Origin of the sequence: Dysgonomonas sp. HDW5A, from assembly GCF_011299555.1 — a bacterium.
Taxonomy (GTDB): Bacteria; Bacteroidota; Bacteroidia; order Bacteroidales; family Dysgonomonadaceae; genus Dysgonomonas_A.
In genome coordinates this window covers 2,800,808-2,820,438 of the sequence record NZ_CP049857.1, presented here as the reverse complement: position 1 = coordinate 2,820,438, position 19,631 = coordinate 2,800,808, and the positions used below count along the sequence as shown (strand labels likewise).

Here is a 19,631-nt window from a genome sequence, read left to right as displayed (position 1 = left end):
CATTAAGCCTCCCCTCTTAATGCAGTTTTTTTGTTAAAAGAGACACAATTAGCTGCACTATTTTATCTATAAAGTAGAAAACCAAACTAGATAAAATATGACACAATTATTTATTAATTCCTTTCTGTCTAAAGATTATGAAACATTATCAACCAAACTCGAATTGGTTATGATTATGTGGATTATTGTACTGATCGCCATTATTATTGATCTTATATCTGGCTTAAGAAAAGCCACTGTTCTGGGAGAAATTCATACCTCTTATGGATTCAGGCGTACAGTAAGTAAAATGGTACAATATTATGGTCTCTTGTGCTTTGCTTTTATGTTCGATCTACTGTCTTCGTTAGTATTGCCACTCTCTTATTTCTCTATGTTAGCCAGTTTTTTTCTCGTATTTATCGAAGCTAAATCGGTATTCGAAAAAGCTCAAGATAAAGACCGACGCAAAATAAATGAAAGTATAAAAGATCTCGTCATCCTCATCGAGAATAAAGATAACCTGCTTAAAGGCGTATCTGAAATACTAAAAAATACAGAGAACCTTCAAAACAAAAAAGATGATGATAACCAATAATCAACTCAAGCAAATCTACCCGTTTTCAACAGAAAGTAACAGGCAGAAATACTTACCCTATCTCAACGAATTCATGTCTCTCTATAACATCCATACAAAAGATAGAATTGCAGCTTTTCTGGCTCAGATAGGTCACGAATCGGGACAACTTTTCTACAACGAAGAAATTGCATCCGGCAAGGCATACGAAGGAAGGCGTGATCTTGGAAACACAGAGAAAGGCGATGGCATGAGGTTTAAAGGCAGAGGTTTAATACAAATAACAGGTCGAGCCAACTACCAAAAGCTAACCAACGAATTGCGAGGTCTGCCCATGGGAGTAGATTTTGTTGAAGAACCCGATTTGTTGAAAAAGCCCGAATATGCAACTAAGTCAGCATGTTGGTGGTGGCACAATCGAGATCTGAACGAATTGGCTGACGAAAATACGGAAGTCAGCTTCAAACGAATTACCCGCATTATCAACGGAGGTTATAATGGATACGAAGACAGATACAAAATATGGCAACGAGCCAAACAAATCTTATCTATATGAAAAAAGAAACATTATATATTATATACACACTCATCGGATTTATTGCAGGTTTGATTATAGGACGACAAGGCTCAGAGGGTGAACAGTCGATCAAATATATAAAAGGCGAAACCATCGAAAAAATAGTAGAAATACCGATTCCCTACAAGATACAAATTCCTGCACAGCCTCTTTTTTTGTATAAAAAAGCTGATACTATCTATAATACTGTTACAGCCGAAATAGACACCACCGCTATTTTGAATGACTGGATAACCAGAAAAAGCTACAAGCAGGATTTATTTGATAATCAGCATGGAAAACTATCAATTGACGCTTCAGTGCAATATAATCAATTAGCATCCTTAAAGTATAACTTTACACCAATCCAAAAAGAAATAGCGACCATAAAACATCAAACATGGATGCCTTATGTCGGAATATCTTACAGCACACTCAACCATGTAGGTATAGGAGGTGGAATGTTTTATCACAACCTGGGAATAGGCGCAAAGTATATAACAGACTTTAATAAGAAAGGATTCGATTTCGAACTGAAATATAAATTCTAAATTCTCCAATACAATTTAATATTCGCCTGAATTCCAATAACTATTAGTTTAAACATTAAATAAACACAGATATTCTTCTTAAAAGAGATTATCTGTGTTATCATTTTAAAATGAAACCCTATATTTTAGGAACGTAAAAAACTCTCTCGCTTATTTATTTCATTTCATTAATTTGAACTTGCATATCTTCAATAAGCTTACTCTGCTTAGTTAACAAAGAATTTTGATTTTTGATTGTCTTATCCTGTTCAATTACATATAAAGTCAACTCTTCAATTTTTTGAAGAAGTTTTATCTGAAATTCATTGATATTAAGACCGTCATCTTGCATTTGTTTTTCGGATTGAATTTCGGGAAGATGTTTATTTTTTTTCACAAAAGCCTCTACTTCCGACAAAGGTTTCAATTCGTAGTCGTTATTGAAAACATGATCGGCACCAGCCGTAATCTCGACTTTTACCTCTCTTGCAGAAAGTGTTCCGCCAAGATTTAATCCTCCAATATGAAATTTCGCTATCTCTCTCCCATCATATACACCAATACCAATACATCCGCCTATTTTACTACCTCCTCTATAAAAATTGATACTGCTATTTAAGTTTCCAAAAAATTTATGCTCTATACTAAAAGATTTAGCATATGCAGGTTGGGTGAAATGTGACCTTACTCCTAAAAAAGTACCTTCACCTTCATCACTACCTTCAGCTAATCTTCCCAATACTGACTTTAATTTAGCATCTGCTGTATTTGTACAGTTTAGAGTGTAAATATTCAAATCATTATAAATTGTCTGAGTACCCCTATCTGTCAAAACCTTAGCCCAAGTTCCCAAACCATCTACATTTGTGCTTCGGATATACATTAACGGTAATCCTGTACTGTTACCATTAATTCCCAATAAAATTTGTCCTCCAAAATAATAAGGCTTATCGGTATTAACTGCATTCAATGAATGTGACATATTTATCCCCCAATACCAGGTATGATTTGTATTAGGTAAGTTTTTCGAATCTGCTGTTGATGATTCATAAAACCCTGATTTACGGATCGTATTCCAATCTGAAATTTTTGTCGTCGTCAATGTCTGAGACTGCATAGATGAATATACACCTCCCAACATCGCCATTAGTAGAATTTTTCTCATTATATATATATTTACATTTATCAACAAATGTATACATTAATAAAAGAATTGTCACCTTCAAAGAAAAATTAACCCATTCTATTTTCTTGTATATTCACTTTAAATCTTTATATTTGTTAACGTTTAGGTAATTCAAGGACATGGCTATGAAACAGCTCATTATAATTCTCTCATTTTTTTGCTGCATCACTAGTGCTTCTCTGTGTGAGAATGGCTATGGGTCTTCGGTTGAATCATCAGATCCTGCACTTACAGAAAATTATAAATCAGGTTATACTATCTCGGCTACCAACGAAGTTATCACCATATCTTCACTTACAGCAGGTTCGCAAGTTTGGGTATTTGATGCATCCGGACGAAACATTTACAATAAAATGGTAAAAAGTGATTTAATTAATGTACCTATCCGTTCGAGAGGTGTGTTTATTATCAGAATAAAAAACGATAAAGAAATATTTACCACTAAAATATTTATAAAATAGACTTTAGGTTCACTACACTATTTGATTGTTTTGGCGAGATTAAAGACAATAAATAGTTCGAGTTTTAGTGTATCATTATTTATTATTACTTAACCACCTTCCGTAAAAGCTATTTTCAAATCGTAACCAGAATGTAATCGCAAGCCGTAAACATTAACACAAGTAATACATTTTTTTAATCAAGATGTATCTGTAACCTCCCTTCATTTTTCATAACTTTACTTCCTATTAAATAACAGTAAGTATTTATACTTGCCCTAATAATAAAATAGGTCTGAGACCTTAAAGCATAAAACAATGAATGTAAAAAGATTCCTTACATTTCCCCTATTGTTGGCAACCTTTTCCATATTTGCCCAATCGGGAAATCAAAGTCAGCTCAACCGTCCCAAACTTGTAGTAGGTATTGTGGTAGATCAGATGCGCTGGGATTACTTATACCGCTACTATGACAGATACAGCAACACCGGATTTAAGCGTATGCTGAACGAAGGCTTTACGTGCGAAAATACGATGCTCAACTATGTGCCGTCTTATACGGCTATCGGGCACAGCACAATTTATACAGGCTCTGTTCCGGCTATACACGGGATTGCAGGAAACAATTTTATAGTACAGGCTACAGGCCAATCGCTATACTGCACGCAAGATGATAATGTACAAAGCGTAGGTACAAAGGACAAAAATGCTACGGCAGGAAAGATGTCCCCCTTCAACCTCAAAGCAAGCACCGTTACCGATGAATTGAAGCTTGCGACTAACTTCCGCTCCAAAGTAGTGGGTGTCTCCATTAAAGACCGTGGAAGTATTCTTCCTGCAGGACACGCGGCAAATGCGGCTTATTGGTTCGATGGCGAATCGGGTAACTGGATAACAAGCACTTGGTACATGACAGACCTTCCCAAATGGTTGAAAGACTTCAATAATAAAGATATGGCTAAGAAGTACCTCGATCAGAACTGGAATACTTTATACCCCATTGATACCTATGTACAAAGTACGAATGATGATAATATTTACGAAGAAACATACAAAGGAATCGATAAGGTGAAGTTTCCGATTAAGACTTCTGATCTGGTTAAGAAGAATGGATTAGGGCTTATCAGAAGTACTCCTTACGGAAATACTCTGACTTTGGATGTTGCCAAACTCGTAATCGAAAACGAACAGATGGGCAACAATCAGGTTACCGATTTTTTGGCTGTGAGCCTTTCGTCGCCCGATTATATAGGACATCAATTTGGACCCAACTCGGTAAAAGTAGAGGATAATTACCTTCGTCTGGATAAAGACCTGAGCGACTTTTTTGCTTACCTCGATCAAAAAGTAGGAAAAGGCAATTATATCGTATTTCTAACTGCCGATCATGGTGGCGCTCATAACGGACAATTCTTGAAAGACAATAAAATCCCTGCCGGAAACTGGAATACCAAAACGATAAATGAGGGTTTAAATAAATTTTTGTCAGGTAAATTCGGTGCGGATAATCTGGTCCTTAGCTTAAATAACTATCAGGTCAACTACAATTACAAACAAATAAGCTCATCTATTGATATGGACGACTTGCGTGAAGCAACTATTCAATACATGCAAAAGGTTGAGGGCGTGGCTTATGTAGTTGAAACTGCAAAAGTATCGGAAGCCACTATTCCTGCCGTAATCAAAGAAAAGATAGTAAACGGATACAACAGAGATCTTTGTGGAGAGATACAAATCATTCTTAAACCGGGATGGTATAGCGACAGCGACCTAAAAGGGGCTACGCATGGTACATGGAATCCTTACGACGCCCATATTCCTTTGGTGTTTATGGGTTGGGGCATCAAACACGGATCATCGAATACCGAAGTATATATGACCGATATCGCTCCAACGGTAGCTGCATTGTTACATATACAAATGCCTAATGGAGCTATAGGCAAGCCTATTGTCGATTTGTGGAAATAAGTTTTCAGACCTTTTCATTACCTTTGTAGGGGTAAATTTATGTGTTTGTCAATATCGGGCAAATCCACAGGTTTATCCCTATAAACTAAATAGTTCATTAAGATGCTTACAACCCTATTATCTGCACTTATTTTTCTGACTTCGTTTTCACCACAAGACGATACCGACTTCAAGTTGCAGAACGGAGACCTAATATTTCAGGAATCGTGCAAAGGGGATATGGGCGATGCTATAAAAGATGTAACAGCAGGTATAGCCGGATACAATTTTACGCATGTAGGTATTGTATCGATTGACAGTACAACCAGCGAGATTTATGTTATTGAAGCCACTCATCCAAAAGTTTGCATCACTCCTTTAGACGAATATCTGCATCCTAAAGGTGACAAATGTGCTCCTAAATCGGTAGTAGGACGATTGAAAGGTGAATATCAAGCGCTCATCCCACAGGCTTTGGACGAAGCTAAAAAACTGACAGGGAAAGATTACGACGATGCGTTTGATCTCGAAAACGATCAGTATTATTGTTCGGAACTGATTTATGACATACTCTTAAAAGCAAATAATGGAACTCCGGTATTTCCTTTGAATGTTATGACTTTCAAATCGAAGGATACGGGTGAATATTCTCCCAATTGGGTCACACATTTCGAAAAACTAGGCATTCCTATACCCGAAGGCGAATTGGGGATCAATCCCGGAGCAATGTCTCAGCAATCGGATGTTATTGATATTATTCATTATTATTAAGATATACATTCGCGACCTTTGGCGTATTGAGTTTAAACACAAAGGACTCGAAAGTTATTTTGCATAAGGGTCATAGAAAAAAGCTACAGGATTGCACTTTGTGACTAAACTTTACGATCTTTGTAGTTAAAATAAATCACCTCTCAATTGAACGGAAATATGACAAATAATAACGATAAAGCCCAGAAAAAGGCACTGCAAGACGAATTAAAAAAGAAGCAACTTGCTATATTTGAAAGAAGCCTCCCCATGAGCAGAGAGCTATTCAAGAAGCTTTTCGATTATTTGAATGCCATGACCAAAGGCAAAGAGAATGACAATACAATGCGATTTACCAAGCGGTTTTTGATCGAAAATGTAGGAGAAAACGGCGATGCCGTCATCAAATGGCTCAATAATAATGGGGCTTACTCTGATTGGGAAATATTATTCAATATCGAAGAACTATTCGATTAAAACTCATCGTCCTCCTCATATGAGACGCAACAATTCACGAAATATCTCTTTTGATTAAGAGGTATTTTTGTTTCTTTACGGCAAGTTCTTCTACATCAAAAAAGCCAATTAACATTTGATTTTACCAACTCACATCCTTTATTTCACTACTTTTGCAACCAGTAAAGCCATAGATATCTGATAATTTTGGAAGTATCCATGTGCCTATACTATATGGGCGAAAACATAGATTCAGCTCTACAATCATAATAGGTTCAACTATTTCAACATACACACTATGCTAAAAAAAATATTATTTACAGTTATTAGTTTATTAATTGCCTCATTTGGAGTTACGGCACAAGACATGAAAGAGGCCTTAAAGCAATATGTCGACAATATAGAAAGTATTGAAGATGCCCGTGAGCAACTTGAGAAACAAGTAAAGGCTATTGAATTACTCGAAAGCATGAGCCAGATTCAAAGTATAAAAATCACCTCAGGAGATAGCGAAGATCAGGAGGATGAGGAGAACATCAATAGTGATGAAGACGAAACACCATCAAGTCCGCCTTCTATTCCCAATAACCTCAATGTGGATAGCCTGAAAACAAAGTTTGCAGATCGTTTACTCAAAAATGCCTTCAGCCAAGAGTTGCTGCCTCCACATTCACATGTAAATATGCCCTACAGTTCGTACGATATCAGCACTATTTTGGATATACCGTTACCTAACAATGATCACTTAATGGATATCATTATCCATAAAATATTTTATGCCAACGGAACAATAGAGGAACCACACAGTAAAATGTCAATCAATCAGCATTACATGTCCGATAATGCGAAGTTCATAGACAGCATGCAGGTCGAAGTAATTATCAATTACCCTACCAGTATTCAACATATCTCTTTAACCAAGCAGAATCCGACTATCAACCAAGGCGATAACACTGTACAGTTAAGCTCGATGAAGGGACGCGAAGCTGACATCGTATTATCGGAGAAGATATATTCTAACTTGATAGCCATACAGGCTCAGGATAAGAAAGGCAGAGTATTAGATCCTAACTCGAAAAGTTCCTCATCGCACTATTCACCTGCAATGAGTACTTATTTTCAGGAAATCGGAAAGCTTAGTGAGGCTATAATTAAAAATATAGACGATAAAAAATATACTTCAATAGATGACCTGAAAAAGGATATGCTTGATAAATTTTCTATCGATGTACCCGAAAACAGCCAGAACTACACAGCATGGGTACAATTTAAAAATACGATCAATCAGATAGACATTTACTATGCCGGAGATCAGGACAGCATAAAGTTATTTACAACTATTGCCAACAGAGACCTTAAATCGCCACAAAGTTCATTCTTTTGTGCAAATGATGCCGATACTTATCAATATGGTATTGTTGATAATTCGGGGAACTGGATCATCAAACCCGAATATTATACGTTGAAGCATTATGATAATATATTTTTCGAGGGTTATAAAAATGTGGAGGATGAAAATTACCTCACTTATAAACTCGATATTGAAGCAAAAGCCCTGAATCAATACAAGTACTATATAAAAGATACTTTGTCGACTGATTATTATCTGATTACCGAAACTGATAATTCTGAAAAAAGGGGCATAATGGACAAGAATGAGAATATAATTATTCCTATATCCAAGGAGTTTATCTATTCGCCTGCGGCAGGTTTCTTTATAATTGAAGATACCAAAGCCGGCTTATACGACAACACGGGAAAAGTGCTTCTACCCGAAATCTATTCTCAGTTAGACATGGTTGGCAAATACATTTACGCCACAAAATATGAGGGGGGAAGACGAATTACAACAATTTTCGATACAAGTCTCAATCAAATAACCAAAGACAATTGGGATGCACAAACCAAGTTTTCGGATCACTCGGATTTAGTACTGATTGAGGATGAAAACGAAAGCTTGTTTTATATCAACAAACAGGGTGATGTAATAATAGCTCCATCCAGCAAATATATATTTTCAGAAGAGTTTTGGTCGGGTTCAACAATTGTATACAGCGAAAATTCTGATGACGTGAAAAAATACGGATATATAAATGAGCAAGGCGAAACCATAATAGAGCCTCAATATGATTATGCACTACCCTTTCAGGGTGACTATGCGTATGTCGAAAAAAATGGTAAAGCCATGCTGATCGACAAAAACAATCGTATTTACAAAACACTACCTCTAACTCTGGGATCGTGGGGATATGTATTAGACAGCAATCCGGCATACACTCAATACCGATTAGAGGATGACCGGATATTTGACGGTTATGGCAATTACGTTAAGGATATGTAATAGACAGAAAGCCTGGATAAATAAAATCAGCCGATAAGAAACCACACTTATCGGCTGAATTTTAAGTAGCGTTAAATATTTAATGCGATATTTCATCAACATAACTGTCTCTAGTTGTAATGCTTTCCAAAGCAATAAAAAGGTCTGAGACCTTATGTGATTAAGTATCTAAAATATCTTCATACAACGATTTAAGGCGTAAACGTAAACGCAACACGGCATATCTTTTCCTCGAAATAAGGGTATTTACAGGAATGCCTGTCGATTCGGATATTTCTTTGAAAGGCAACCCTTTCAGTTCTGTTAATTCGAATACTTCTCTTTGTTCCTGAGGCAATTCGGCAAGAGCAACTTCCAGCTCGTTCCATACCAAAGACCGTAAATAAACATCTTCGGGAGATGAATCGCTATCATCAAAAAGAAAGTTAGATATTTCACTCAAAAACAATTCATTGCCATCATCAACCGTAATAGAAGGCATTTCTTCGTTCTTACGTTTGCGTTTCCAGTCAATAATCTGATTACGGGTAACAGCATATAACCACGCCGTCATTTCATCTATGGGATTTTCGGTCTTAAGAAGTTGATAAAATACATTCTGTAAAATATCTTCCCCGTCTTCCTTAGATGCCACACGCTTATTGATGTATCCTTTTAATTGAGCCTGATACCTTTTAAAAACATCTGATATTTTATTCTTCGATGGCTCATTGTTGGTCATCCCGATCTGATTTTTTATCAAAATTATCAAAATCATCGAGCATCTCTTCCCAAAGAATATGTTGATTATGTAATTTGTTGTGAAAAAACTCGCGACGCTCATCTTTCGTCATCGATTTCATCTTATCTCTCATTCGACCAAAAGGATCGCCACCTCTCCTGCCCAAACGATCATCGCCGCCTTCTGCCATAAACCCGTTGATGTCTTGGGCATTGAATCGGCTATCACCTCCTTTTTTACAGCATCCATGACGTCCATGACGATGGCGTCCAAAGTGGTGCATACCTCCTCCACCTTTGCCAAAACCGCCAAACAGAAGACGCCCTAGTACGACTAAGCCTAAGGCTTGCCAATAAGTAATCGTCACAATACCGAATATGGCTGGTAGCAATGCGTTCCACAAGAGCATAGTAGCCCAAACCAGAAGAGCAAATACAGCAATAAATACAGGGATTCCCCAGAGCTTTTTAAATTTCTTATTTTTCATTCTATTATTTTGTTATTAGTTAGGGCGGCAGCCCCATTTGTTACTTATTATAAATTTTACTTTTGACATGTCTCTACAATTGAAGACGAACCAGATAAAAATATATTTTATTCTTTTTGAAGAAAAATATGATCCGTCCATATATTTCAACGACAAAACAAATATAAGCAGCAATATATAAACAACTTACAACTTACTTTTTTTTCTAAAAAAGAACAGAAAAGAAAAGCCGGCAATGATGTATTATCAATTGCCGGCTATATTATAAGTTATGATTGAGTGTCTTATTTTCTCGTAAGGTCGGTTATCAATAATGGATTATCTTTTCGAAGCTCGTCCAATAAGGCTTTCACTTCCGATGTTTTAGGATTAGCTTTCAAACGTTCCAGTTCAGAAGAGGTTATCCCTACCATTTGCAGGAAAGATAGTTTACCGTGCGGTGTAGTTATTGTACCCAATTCGGGATCTAAAGCAAATGCAACTCCCACGATACCTACTTCACTTTTGGTTTCGGTACGAATAGGTCCATTGGCAGGTATAAAATGATTCTCTTCGAACCATTTTCCACTTTCGAAAACATAACGAGCCAGATTATTCATAACCTGTATCACCCATACAGGGTCTTGCTCATCTTCCTCGAAAGGCTTCAGACGAAAAGTAAATTCGAACCCCCATTTGCTGAATTCGCCACTTGCCGCATCTTCATTATAGTATAGTTCCGACATACCATAACTTACAAAATGGCGGTGAAAATCTTGTTTCTGAGAGTCATAAATACTGGTTCCATCCAGCGGATCTCTTCCCCCTAATATATAATGTAAAGGAGGGGCATAATGACGTGGGTTCTGACCTGCGTAAATTTCCTCTATCTTTTTATCTATTGCCAGCCAGCCAACAGCCTCATCTTCTTCAAATAATGATCTATATTCTTTCTTTGTCATAACCTGCTAAATTATTCAAGCACAAAAATAGAATTATTTATTTAGAGTAAGAGCCTGTTTAAACTTTATAGTTAATCTTTTTATAGCTATTTTATTTACCAAAGCAATAGAAAATTCCGCGAAATAAAAAAGTCCGATCCTCAATTATGAATCGAACTTTTTTTCAAGATGTATCTCTCGTAAATCTTATTTCAATGCAGCTAACAAATCGGGCATCAATTGCCAGATAGATCCTTCGCATTGTGCAGTATACAAGTTGTGATCTACTACAAATTTATCATCCGTAGCAGTACCGTTTTGAATAGCTGGTTTTCCATAAGGATGTACAGCTACTTTCTTTCCGGTAGTAATTCCCGCTTTCTCGAAGATTACCGCAGCAGCACAATGTCCTGCAATCAGCTTACCTTGATCGTTGAAATTTTTCAATACCTCAAACATATCTTTATAATATGGTTTGTCGGCATTGTCTTTGAATGAAATCATAGCATCTCCACAAGAGAAAACCAGTGCATCGTATTCCGATTCGTGACCTTTAAGATTTGCAATCACATCATCCAGAGTGATACTGATTCCCGAATTGGTTTTGATTTCTTTTACACTGTCAATAGCAAATGTTTTGTATTGAATCTGATTTTCGAAGAATGCTTCCAGATATTGAAACAGACCCATTCCGTTTACCGGACTAAATGCTATTACAGCTACTTTCTTTCCCATAATATTATATTTTTTAATTTGACAATAGTTACTTTTAATAACTTTATTACTTTTGTGCATGTAAAGATAACCATGTGCACCTATAAAAACAAGAAGGCACATCATAATAAGATACTTACATAGAGATAACTATTGCAGAGAAAGAGACACTTATGGAAGAAGAAAAAATAGTAAATAATATAATTGAGGGAATTTGTCCCATCCGTGATATAATTGCAAGCTTGAGCGACAAATGGTCGTTACTGGTTATATATACGCTTAGCCAGAATCCTAAAATGCGATTCAGCGAGTTGCATAAGTCGATTAATGATATATCGCAGCGGATGCTTACGGTAACCCTTCGTTCTCTTGAGGCAGACGGATTGGTTAGCCGGCAAATTTATCCGGAAGTACCTCCCCGTGTCGAATACCAACTGACCGAGTTAGGGTATAGTCTATTAGATCCATTGAAAGGACTAGTAAACTGGGCAAGGGAAAATACGGCAGTAATACAGAAATCGAGAAAAAGTTATCAGTAATAAAAGTTACTGACCTTATTTAAATACGTCAGATATCTATTGATCAGCCATTACTTATCATCATAATTAATATACCGACTACTGCAAGTATTATAAATGCCAGAAAAATACGAAGAGCACGCTTCAACCCTTCATTTTTTGTTTTTATATAGCCGAATATGACCAATGCAACCACCGGTATAGATATATACCAATAGTAAACTAAGAGTAAAAACAGGGGTACAAAAAACGAAAGAAAACCATTTAAAATATCCATCTTAATTATCAGGCATATCAGCCTGCTCCATCTACTTTTGTTAAAACTACTTTTCCATTTACTAAAGAGAAAAACCACCATACAGCATATTCACTTTCCGACATATAATCGGAGAACATGGTGTCAAAATCCTCCATAATATCAGAGTGTGCCATATAATTATAGGCAAGCACAATTCCTTCATTACTCAGCGAAAACGAATATACGATCTTCACATATCCGTTATCTACCTCAACACTATACAGACCTTTGTTTTTAAACCAGTGTACATCATCAAAATCGATATGTAAAAGAGTTAGTTTCATCTCATCCAGTGAAGCCATTTGACGATCTTCCGGGGTGATGAATAGCTTGTTTAATTCGGCATCGTTATTAGCTGCTGCCAATTGCTTAAGTCCTTTGAAATAGGTAAGAATAATTTGTCTCTCATCTTCACGAACTTTACGACGATCGGTCAACAGCTTACTGTTTTTTTCTTCGATATTCGATAATTTCACTTGGCTATTATCAGCTAATGGCTTGTACCATTCGAAGCTTTGAAAATAATCCTGTAAACGTTCATTACTAAACTTATAGCCTCTGCGTGCATAAATTTCATTGGTCAGCAGACGAAGTTCATCCACACTCAAAGTATCTATATCCTGCGCCCTCAGTAATTCCGTACCACATGTAGAACAATTGGCAATCCCCTGGGCATGAACTACCATGCTTGCAGTAAAAAGGACTATAGAGACAAACATTATTCGTATAAACATACCTTTTATCAATAAATTTAGAATATAAAGTAACAAAATCGGAAGCATATTCGGATTGAATATATCAAAAAAATATCAGCCCTAAATATCAAAAGTAAAAAAGCTTTAAAAATAGATTAAACATCAATACTTTATGATACCTATTTATTATCTTGCACAAAGATACTTGTATAGATATGGAAATTGTTAATTAACAATACGAATACCTATAAAAAGACCTAAAGCCTAAACAGGATGCTATTTAATTTTGTTTAATCTGATACATGAGTATATCTTTGCGATAAATTGAGAATCGCCCGGATAGCATTATCGGTGTAAATACCGATACGATATGACCTTATTTAAATTACTATACTATGAAACACTGTACTTTTTTATTGTGCTTCTTATTGAGTATGACAAGCTATGCTCAGAAGCAAAACTTTCCGCCGGAAGCAGACCGGGCTTATTGGGCAAATCTGTGTTACAAAATTTCAGCACCCGTACTAAGCAATATGAGCAAAGGTGAGCTCCGAAAGAACATGACTGTCGAAGTGAGTCCTCTCTGGGACAAAAGAGACGTCAGCGTGACTTATATGGAAGCCTTTGGACGTCTCATGGCGGGAATAGCTCCCTGGCTGGCTTTACCGGATGATAACTCCAACGAAGGTAAACAGCGTAAACAACTGCGTGAATGGGCATTGATGAGCTATGCACATTCGGTTAACCCCGATAGTCCCGATTATCTGGGATGGAAAGGTCCAAGTCAGGCCTTAGTAGATGCGGCATATATAGCCACCAGTTTTATACGTGCCCCGAAAGCATTGTGGGAACCTCTGGATCAGACTACCAAAGACAGATACGTCAAAGAATTTAAAAGTCTCCGAACCATACAACCTCCTTACAATAACTGGATATTATTCAGGGGAATAATAGAAGCGTTTCTGGCTAGTATCGATGAGCAACCCGATGGTTTTGCACTTAGATTGTCGGTACAAAAAATGGAAGAATGGTATTTGGGAGACGGATGGTATTCCGATGGACCCGAATTTGCATTAGATTATTACAACGGATATGTTATGCACCCTATGTTGGTGGAAATGACCGAAATTCTCGAAAGCAAAAAGATGTACACGGCCATCAGTTCGGAGTTGGCAATCAGACGTATGCAACGATACAATCAATTGATAGAACGATTGATCTCTCCCGAAGGTACATTTCCGGCAGTGGGGCGTTCGATGACCTATCGCATGGGATCGTTTCAACCGCTGGCTCTGGCTGTCTGGAAATACGGATTACCCAAAAATCTGAGTAACGGAGGTGTACGCAATGCCTTGACTACAATAATGAAAAATATGTTTTCGGTAGAAGGTAATTTCGGTAAAGATGACTTCCTTCAATTGGGTTTTGTTGGGCATCAACCCGAATTGGCAGATTATTACACCAACAATGGTAGTTTATATCTGACATCATTAGTATTTTTGCCTTTGGGATTACCTGCTAATGCTTCTTTCTGGACTGCTCCTGCCGAGGAGTGGACTTCTCAAAAAGCATGGAGCGGTAAACCATTTGCGAAAGATTACCATGAATCGATAAAAAAATAAAAATAGTTGACAGCTAAATAAACGTTGTTTAGCTGTCAACTTGTTTACTCAAAAATATAACCTAAATACATGATAACTATGAAAATTTTGAAAAACAATCTATTAACTTTCTTAGCTCTGGGGATAATGGCTGTCTCGTGTACGCCAAAAGCAGATAAGGAGAAAGCCGAATTTATCGATCAGAATGTTGCGTTTGCATCGGCACAAACATTAAAAATGCTTGAGAGTGTGGGCGAACCCACAGGCAAAAACTACCCTCGTACACTTGATCCTCAGGGGCAACTGGTAGTCACAAATATGTATGACTGGACTCCCGGATTTTTTCCCGGATCACTTTGGTATCTCTACGAACTTACGGGAGATTCTACCTGGCGAAACCAAGCCAGTAAATGGACGGAGACACTAGAACCTCTTAAAACATTTACCGGTCATCACGATTTGGGTTTTATGATGTATTGCAGCTACGGAAATGCTGAGCGTCTGGCTCCCAAACCCGAATACAAAGACATTCTTATTCAGAGTGCGCAATCGTTATCGTCACGTTACAGTGATGTTACCAAATGTATAAAATCGTGGAATTACCGCAAAGCATGGAACGATACTACCGAATGGTTCTATCCGGTCATTATAGATAATATGATGAATCTCGAAATGCTGTTTTATGCTTCGAAAGTGAGTGGTGACAAACGTTATTACGACATTGCGGTGAGTCATGCCAATACAACTTTAAAGAATCATTTCAGAGACGATTTCAGCACCTACCACGTGGTAGATTACGACACTATTACGGGTGTTGTAAAAGATCAGGCAACTTGTCAGGGTTACAGCGACAATTCGACCTGGTCACGCGGACAAGCATGGGCTATTTATGGCTATACAATGATGTTCCGTGAAACAAAAGACTCCTCCTATCTTAATGCAGCTATCAAAGCAACAGACTTTTATTTAAAGAACCTGCCCGAAGATCTTGTTCCACTTTGGGATTTCAATGTCGGACAAGAGGGATATACCCCTGAAGGTAAATCGTATGCAGTAGAGTTTAAAGAAAAACTCAGAGATGCTTCGGCAGCGGCAATCGTGTGTTCAGGTTTGTTCGAATTGGGTCAGTTATCAAATAACAAAACCTATATCGACAAGGCTGTGAAAATGTTACAAAGTCTTGCTTCACCCAATTATAGAGCAGCATTGGGCAGCAACGGCAATTTTATTTTGATGCATAGCGTGGGAAGTATTCCTCATAAAAACGAAATTGATGTACCTTTGTGTTATGCCGATTATTATTTTTTAGAGGCTTTAGTGAGATATAAGAATTTGAAACAATAAATATTGTAGGGGTGGGGTTCTACCCTACCCTCATATAAACGGGCAGAGTATAACCCTGCCCCTACCACGAAGCATTTGTATTCTATTATTAGGCATATTTTAAACTTTAAACAACAAAAATAAACCATGGTCAAAAAATTATTTTCCATCTGCTGTATATTGGCAATGGGAATGTCATTGGGAGCTCAGGACAAACTTCCCTTTTGGCGTGATATGAATGTGTTGTCGGTAAATAAAGAGAAACCACGAACCACATTTATGTCATACGACAACAAGGCGGAGGCTTTGACGGGCAAATACGAAAACAGCAAGTACTACGAACTGCTCAACGGTACATGGAAGTTTTACTATGTGGACGCATTCGGCAAATTACCTGCCAATGTAACCGATGCCAATGTAAATACTTCGTCGTGGAGCGATATAAAAGTTCCGGGCAACTGGGAGGTGCAGGGTTTCGGTACTCCTATCTATATCAATCACGGATACGAGTTTAAGCCACGCAATCCGCAGCCACCGCTTCTACCCGACGATAATCCGGTAGGTGTTTATCGCAGAGAGATAGATATTCCTGCCGATTGGATGAGCCGCGATATTTACCTGCACATTGCCGGAGCAAAATCGGGCGTATATGTGTATGTAAACGGCAAAGAGGTGGGTTATAGCGAAGATTCTAAGAACCCTGCCGAATTTCTGCTGAACAAATATGTACAACCCGGAAAAAACTCTTTAGCCATAAAGATATTCAGATGGAGCACAGGATCTTACCTCGAATGTCAGGATTTTTGGCGTATCAGTGGTATCGAACGGGATGTATTCCTTTGGTCGCAGCCCAAAACGGCAGTCAACGATTTCAGAGTAATATCGACATTGGATGATACGTACAAAAACGGAATATTCAAATTGGATATCGACGTTAAGAATACAAACTCGTCGCCATCGGCAGTAAATGTCAGTTACGAATTGGTTGACTCGAAAGGTAAAACCGTAGCAAGTGCTTCGAGCCCTCTCAACATCGAAGCTAACGGCAAAAAAACGGTCAACTTTGATGCTGTACTGGACAATGTATCTACATGGACTTCGGAACATCCCAATCTGTACAAGTTGATTATGACTGTACAAAAAGGAAATGAAACTGCCGAGGTAGTACCTTTTCATGTTGGATTCCGTAAAATAGAGATCAAAGAAAGCGACTACATTATCAATGGCAAAAAACAAAGCCTGTTCTTTGTAAACGGACAACCTGTAAAATTAAAAGGAACTAATATACATGAGGTTAGTCAATACACAGGACATTATGTGACTCCCGAAGAAATGCGTCGAAACTTCGAATTGATGAAAAAGAACAACATCAATACCGTTCGTTTGAGCCATTATCCTCAAGATCGCAAATTTTACGAAATGTGCGATGAGTATGGTTTGTATGTATATGACGAAGCCAATATCGAATCGCACGGTATGTATTATAGTTTGAGCAAAGGCAAGTCGTTGGGTAACAACCCCGATTGGTTGGCGAACCACTTGTACAGAACCGAAAACATGTTCGAAAGAAACAAGAATTACCCATCGGTAACCATCTGGTCATTAGGAAATGAAGCCGGAAACGGATACAATTTCTACCAGACTTATTTGTGGCTGAAAGAAAAGGACAAAAATTTGATGAACCGTCCCGTAAATTACGAACGTGCTTTGTGGGAATGGAACACCGACATGTATGTGCCTCAATATCCTTCGGCAGCATGGCTGGAAGAAATTGGCAAAGAAGGCAGCGACCGCCCTGTAGTTCCCTCGGAATATGCTCATGCCATGGGTAATTCGACAGGAGACTTTCACGGACAATGGAATGCCATCTACAAATACCCTCATCTGCAAGGCGGATATATATGGGAATGGATAGACCATGCTTTGTTGGCTTACGACAAAAACGGTAAACCGTATTGGACGTATGGTGGCGACTACGGTACCAATATGCCTTCGGACGGAAACTTCGTAGCCGATGGTTTGATAGGTCCCGACCAACGCCCCCACCCTGCTATGGCTGAGATTAAATACAACCTTCAGAACATAGGGTTTGAGGCTGTCGATTTATCAAAAGGAGAGGTGAAAATCACCAATAGGTTCTACTTCTCGGATCTTTCGAAATATCAGATAAAATACAGAATCTATAAAAACGGAACTTTAATAAAAGAAGCCGTTCTTCCTGTATCGCTTGCAGCTCAGGAGTCTAAAACAGTAACTATTCCTGTTGAAGGCTTGAAGCCCGAAGCCGGTGCAGAGTATTTTGTGAATTTCGAGGTGACAAGTAAAGAGGCTACTCCGCTTGTTCCTGCCAATTATATAGTGGCTTACGACCAGTTTCAACTGCCAATCACCGCTGATAAGAAGGAATACAAATCTCCGAATGCTCCTGCATTGAATATAGCGGAACAAAATGGAGTTATCACCGTTTCGTCTTCTAAAGTCAATTTCACTTTAGATACATCGAAAGGGTTAGTAACCTCATACAAGGTTGATGGTCAAGAATATTTCAAAGACGGATTTGGTATTCAGCCTAACTTCTGGAGAGCTCCTAATGACAACGATTATGGCAACAGAGCTCCAAGCCGTTTACAAATATGGAAGCAATCGAGCAAAGATTTTAACATTGTAGATCATAAAGCAACCAAAGATGGCGATAATGTCTTGCTAAGTGTAGATTATCTATTGGCAGCAGGTAACCACTATATTATCAACTATAAGATTTACCCTTCGGGCGTAGTTAATATATCGTCTCGCTTTACAGCTCTCGAAGGAGCTAAAGAAGCAAGCATAGGTAAATCTGAAGCCGAATTGATGGCAACTTATACACCTAAGGCAAAAGCAGAAGCTAAAGCCAAAAGCAATGTACTGGAAGTTCCACGTATAGGCGTAAGATTCAGAGTACCTGCGGGAATGGACAATATCGAATATTTCGGACGTGGACCTGAGGAAAATTATATCGACCGCTTTATGGGTACTATGGTTGGACAATACAAGGCTAAAGCCGAAGATTTATATTATCCGTATGTACGTCCGCAAGAAAACGGTCATCATATTGATACCCGTTGGTTGACCGCCACTCAGAACAATGGCAAAGGCTTATTGATTCAGGCAGAAAACACAATCGGATTCAATGCACTGAGAAACTCGGTAGAGGATTTCGACTCGGAAGAGGCTGATGCCGACTATCAATGGAACAACTTTTCACCCGAAGAAATAGCCAACAAGGATCTGAAAAAAGCCAGAAACATTCTACCTAAACATACGCATATCAATGATATATCGCCTCGCGATTTTGTCGAAATTTGTGTAGACCTGAAACAACAAGGTGTAGGTGGTTACGACAGCTGGGGCGCTCGTCCGATACCCGAAGCAACTATTTACTCGGATGAGGAATACAATTGGTCATTTACTTTGATCCCTGTATCAGGTGCAAAAGATGCTGCTTCGAAAGCCGGATTGAAATATTAAGGTTTCAAACCTGTTTAATGCTTTAATGTAGGGGTTCAGACAAACCGGTCTAACCCCTACAAACTAAAGCAGATTATTAAAAGCC

General features: G+C 38.0%; 19 protein-coding genes. 12 read left to right on the top strand and 7 right to left on the bottom strand.

The annotated features are described in order from the left end of the window. Window positions 1-97 precede the first annotated feature (97 nt). The 3 genes from G7050_RS11715 to G7050_RS11705 are packed head-to-tail and all read left to right on the top strand — an operon-like array spanning window position 98 to window position 1,663. Complete coding sequence (locus G7050_RS11715) at window positions 98-577, top strand: phage holin family protein (protein WP_166115571.1); 480 nt, start codon at window positions 98-100, stop codon at window positions 575-577. Then, window positions 561-1,112 (top strand): glycoside hydrolase family 19 protein, encoded by a 552-nt coding sequence (locus tag G7050_RS11710; protein WP_166115569.1) that lies wholly within the window; start codon window positions 561-563, stop codon window positions 1,110-1,112. The genes G7050_RS11715 and G7050_RS11710 overlap by 17 nt, the downstream gene beginning before the upstream one ends. Next, complete coding sequence (locus G7050_RS11705; RefSeq protein WP_166115567.1) at window positions 1,109-1,663, top strand: hypothetical protein; 555 nt, start codon at window positions 1,109-1,111, stop codon at window positions 1,661-1,663. The genes G7050_RS11710 and G7050_RS11705 overlap by 4 nt, the downstream gene beginning before the upstream one ends. 154 nt (window positions 1,664-1,817) lie before the next feature. Here the strand turns inward: G7050_RS11705 and G7050_RS11700 are convergent, their stop codons facing one another. Beyond that, window positions 1,818-2,807, bottom strand: a complete 990-nt coding sequence (locus tag G7050_RS11700) for a hypothetical protein (RefSeq protein WP_166115565.1) — start codon at window positions 2,805-2,807, stop codon at window positions 1,818-1,820. 146 nt (window positions 2,808-2,953) lie between these two features. On the opposite strand from G7050_RS11700, the gene G7050_RS11695 reads away from it, so the two are divergent. The 5 genes from G7050_RS11695 (at window position 2,954) to G7050_RS11675 (ending at window position 8,762) form a co-directional block, all read left to right on the top strand. Next, the gene (locus G7050_RS11695) at window positions 2,954-3,289 is read left to right on the top strand and encodes a T9SS type A sorting domain-containing protein (RefSeq protein WP_166115563.1); all 336 of its coding nucleotides are present in this window, start codon (window positions 2,954-2,956) and stop codon (window positions 3,287-3,289) included. 297 nt (window positions 3,290-3,586) lie between these two features. Beyond that, complete coding sequence (gene pafA / locus G7050_RS11690) at window positions 3,587-5,236, top strand: alkaline phosphatase PafA (RefSeq protein ID WP_166115561.1); 1,650 nt, start codon at window positions 3,587-3,589, stop codon at window positions 5,234-5,236. 102 nt (window positions 5,237-5,338) lie between these two features. Then, window positions 5,339-5,986, top strand: a complete 648-nt coding sequence (locus G7050_RS11685; RefSeq protein WP_166115559.1) for a YiiX/YebB-like N1pC/P60 family cysteine hydrolase — start codon at window positions 5,339-5,341, stop codon at window positions 5,984-5,986. 159 nt (window positions 5,987-6,145) lie between these two features. Further along, window positions 6,146-6,442 (top strand): DUF2695 domain-containing protein, encoded by a 297-nt coding sequence (locus tag G7050_RS11680; protein WP_166115557.1) that lies wholly within the window; start codon window positions 6,146-6,148, stop codon window positions 6,440-6,442. 277 nt (window positions 6,443-6,719) lie between these two features. After that, the gene (locus G7050_RS11675; protein ID WP_166115555.1) at window positions 6,720-8,762 is read left to right on the top strand and encodes a WG repeat-containing protein; all 2,043 of its coding nucleotides are present in this window, start codon (window positions 6,720-6,722) and stop codon (window positions 8,760-8,762) included. A 160-nt stretch (window positions 8,763-8,922) separates the two neighbouring features. Here the strand turns inward: G7050_RS11675 and G7050_RS11670 are convergent, their stop codons facing one another. From G7050_RS11670 to G7050_RS11655, 4 genes are all read right to left on the bottom strand, one after another. After that, entirely contained in the window at window positions 8,923-9,483 is a 561-nt protein-coding gene (locus G7050_RS11670; RefSeq protein ID WP_166115553.1) for an RNA polymerase sigma factor, read from the bottom strand. Further along, window positions 9,470-9,970, bottom strand: coding sequence for a hypothetical protein (locus G7050_RS17790; protein ID WP_185154935.1), 501 nt, complete (start codon window positions 9,968-9,970; stop codon window positions 9,470-9,472). The genes G7050_RS11670 and G7050_RS17790 overlap by 14 nt, the downstream gene beginning before the upstream one ends. A 284-nt stretch (window positions 9,971-10,254) precedes the next feature. Next, window positions 10,255-10,911 (bottom strand): suppressor of fused domain protein, encoded by a 657-nt coding sequence (locus G7050_RS11660; protein ID WP_166115551.1) that lies wholly within the window; start codon window positions 10,909-10,911, stop codon window positions 10,255-10,257. A gap of 186 nt (window positions 10,912-11,097) precedes the next feature. Beyond that, the gene (locus G7050_RS11655) at window positions 11,098-11,625 is read right to left on the bottom strand and encodes a DJ-1/PfpI family protein (RefSeq protein ID WP_166115549.1); all 528 of its coding nucleotides are present in this window, start codon (window positions 11,623-11,625) and stop codon (window positions 11,098-11,100) included. A gap of 152 nt (window positions 11,626-11,777) precedes the next feature. On the opposite strand from G7050_RS11655, the gene G7050_RS11650 reads away from it, so the two are divergent. Then, window positions 11,778-12,143 carry a helix-turn-helix domain-containing protein gene (locus G7050_RS11650; protein WP_166115547.1) on the top strand — a complete coding sequence of 122 codons (366 nt, stop codon included), beginning with the start codon at window positions 11,778-11,780 and terminating at the stop codon, window positions 12,141-12,143. 43 nt (window positions 12,144-12,186) lie between these two features. On the opposite strand, the gene G7050_RS11645 is transcribed toward G7050_RS11650, so the two are convergent. Next, window positions 12,187-12,399, bottom strand: coding sequence for a hypothetical protein (locus G7050_RS11645; protein WP_166115545.1), 213 nt, complete (start codon window positions 12,397-12,399; stop codon window positions 12,187-12,189). Window positions 12,400-12,416: 17 nt separating this feature from the next. After that, window positions 12,417-13,154, bottom strand: a complete 738-nt coding sequence (locus tag G7050_RS11640; RefSeq protein WP_166115543.1) for a YARHG domain-containing protein — start codon at window positions 13,152-13,154, stop codon at window positions 12,417-12,419. A gap of 356 nt (window positions 13,155-13,510) precedes the next feature. Here G7050_RS11640 and G7050_RS11635 point away from each other — a divergent pair, with 356 nt between their 5' ends. The 3 genes from G7050_RS11635 to G7050_RS11625 all read left to right on the top strand — a co-directional run bounded on the left by G7050_RS11635 (window position 13,511) and on the right by G7050_RS11625 (window position 19,546). Beyond that, window positions 13,511-14,737, top strand: a complete 1,227-nt coding sequence (locus tag G7050_RS11635; protein WP_166115541.1) for a DUF2264 domain-containing protein — start codon at window positions 13,511-13,513, stop codon at window positions 14,735-14,737. A 78-nt stretch (window positions 14,738-14,815) separates the two neighbouring features. Next, a complete protein-coding gene (locus G7050_RS11630; RefSeq protein WP_166115539.1) occupies window positions 14,816-16,060 on the top strand; it encodes a glycoside hydrolase family 88 protein in 1,245 nt (414 codons plus the stop codon). Window positions 16,061-16,231: 171 nt separating this feature from the next. Then, window positions 16,232-19,546: a glycoside hydrolase family 2 TIM barrel-domain containing protein gene (locus G7050_RS11625; protein ID WP_370521972.1), complete on the top strand. Its 3,315-nt coding sequence runs from the start codon at window positions 16,232-16,234 to the stop codon at window positions 19,544-19,546. Window positions 19,547-19,631 lie beyond the last annotated feature (85 nt).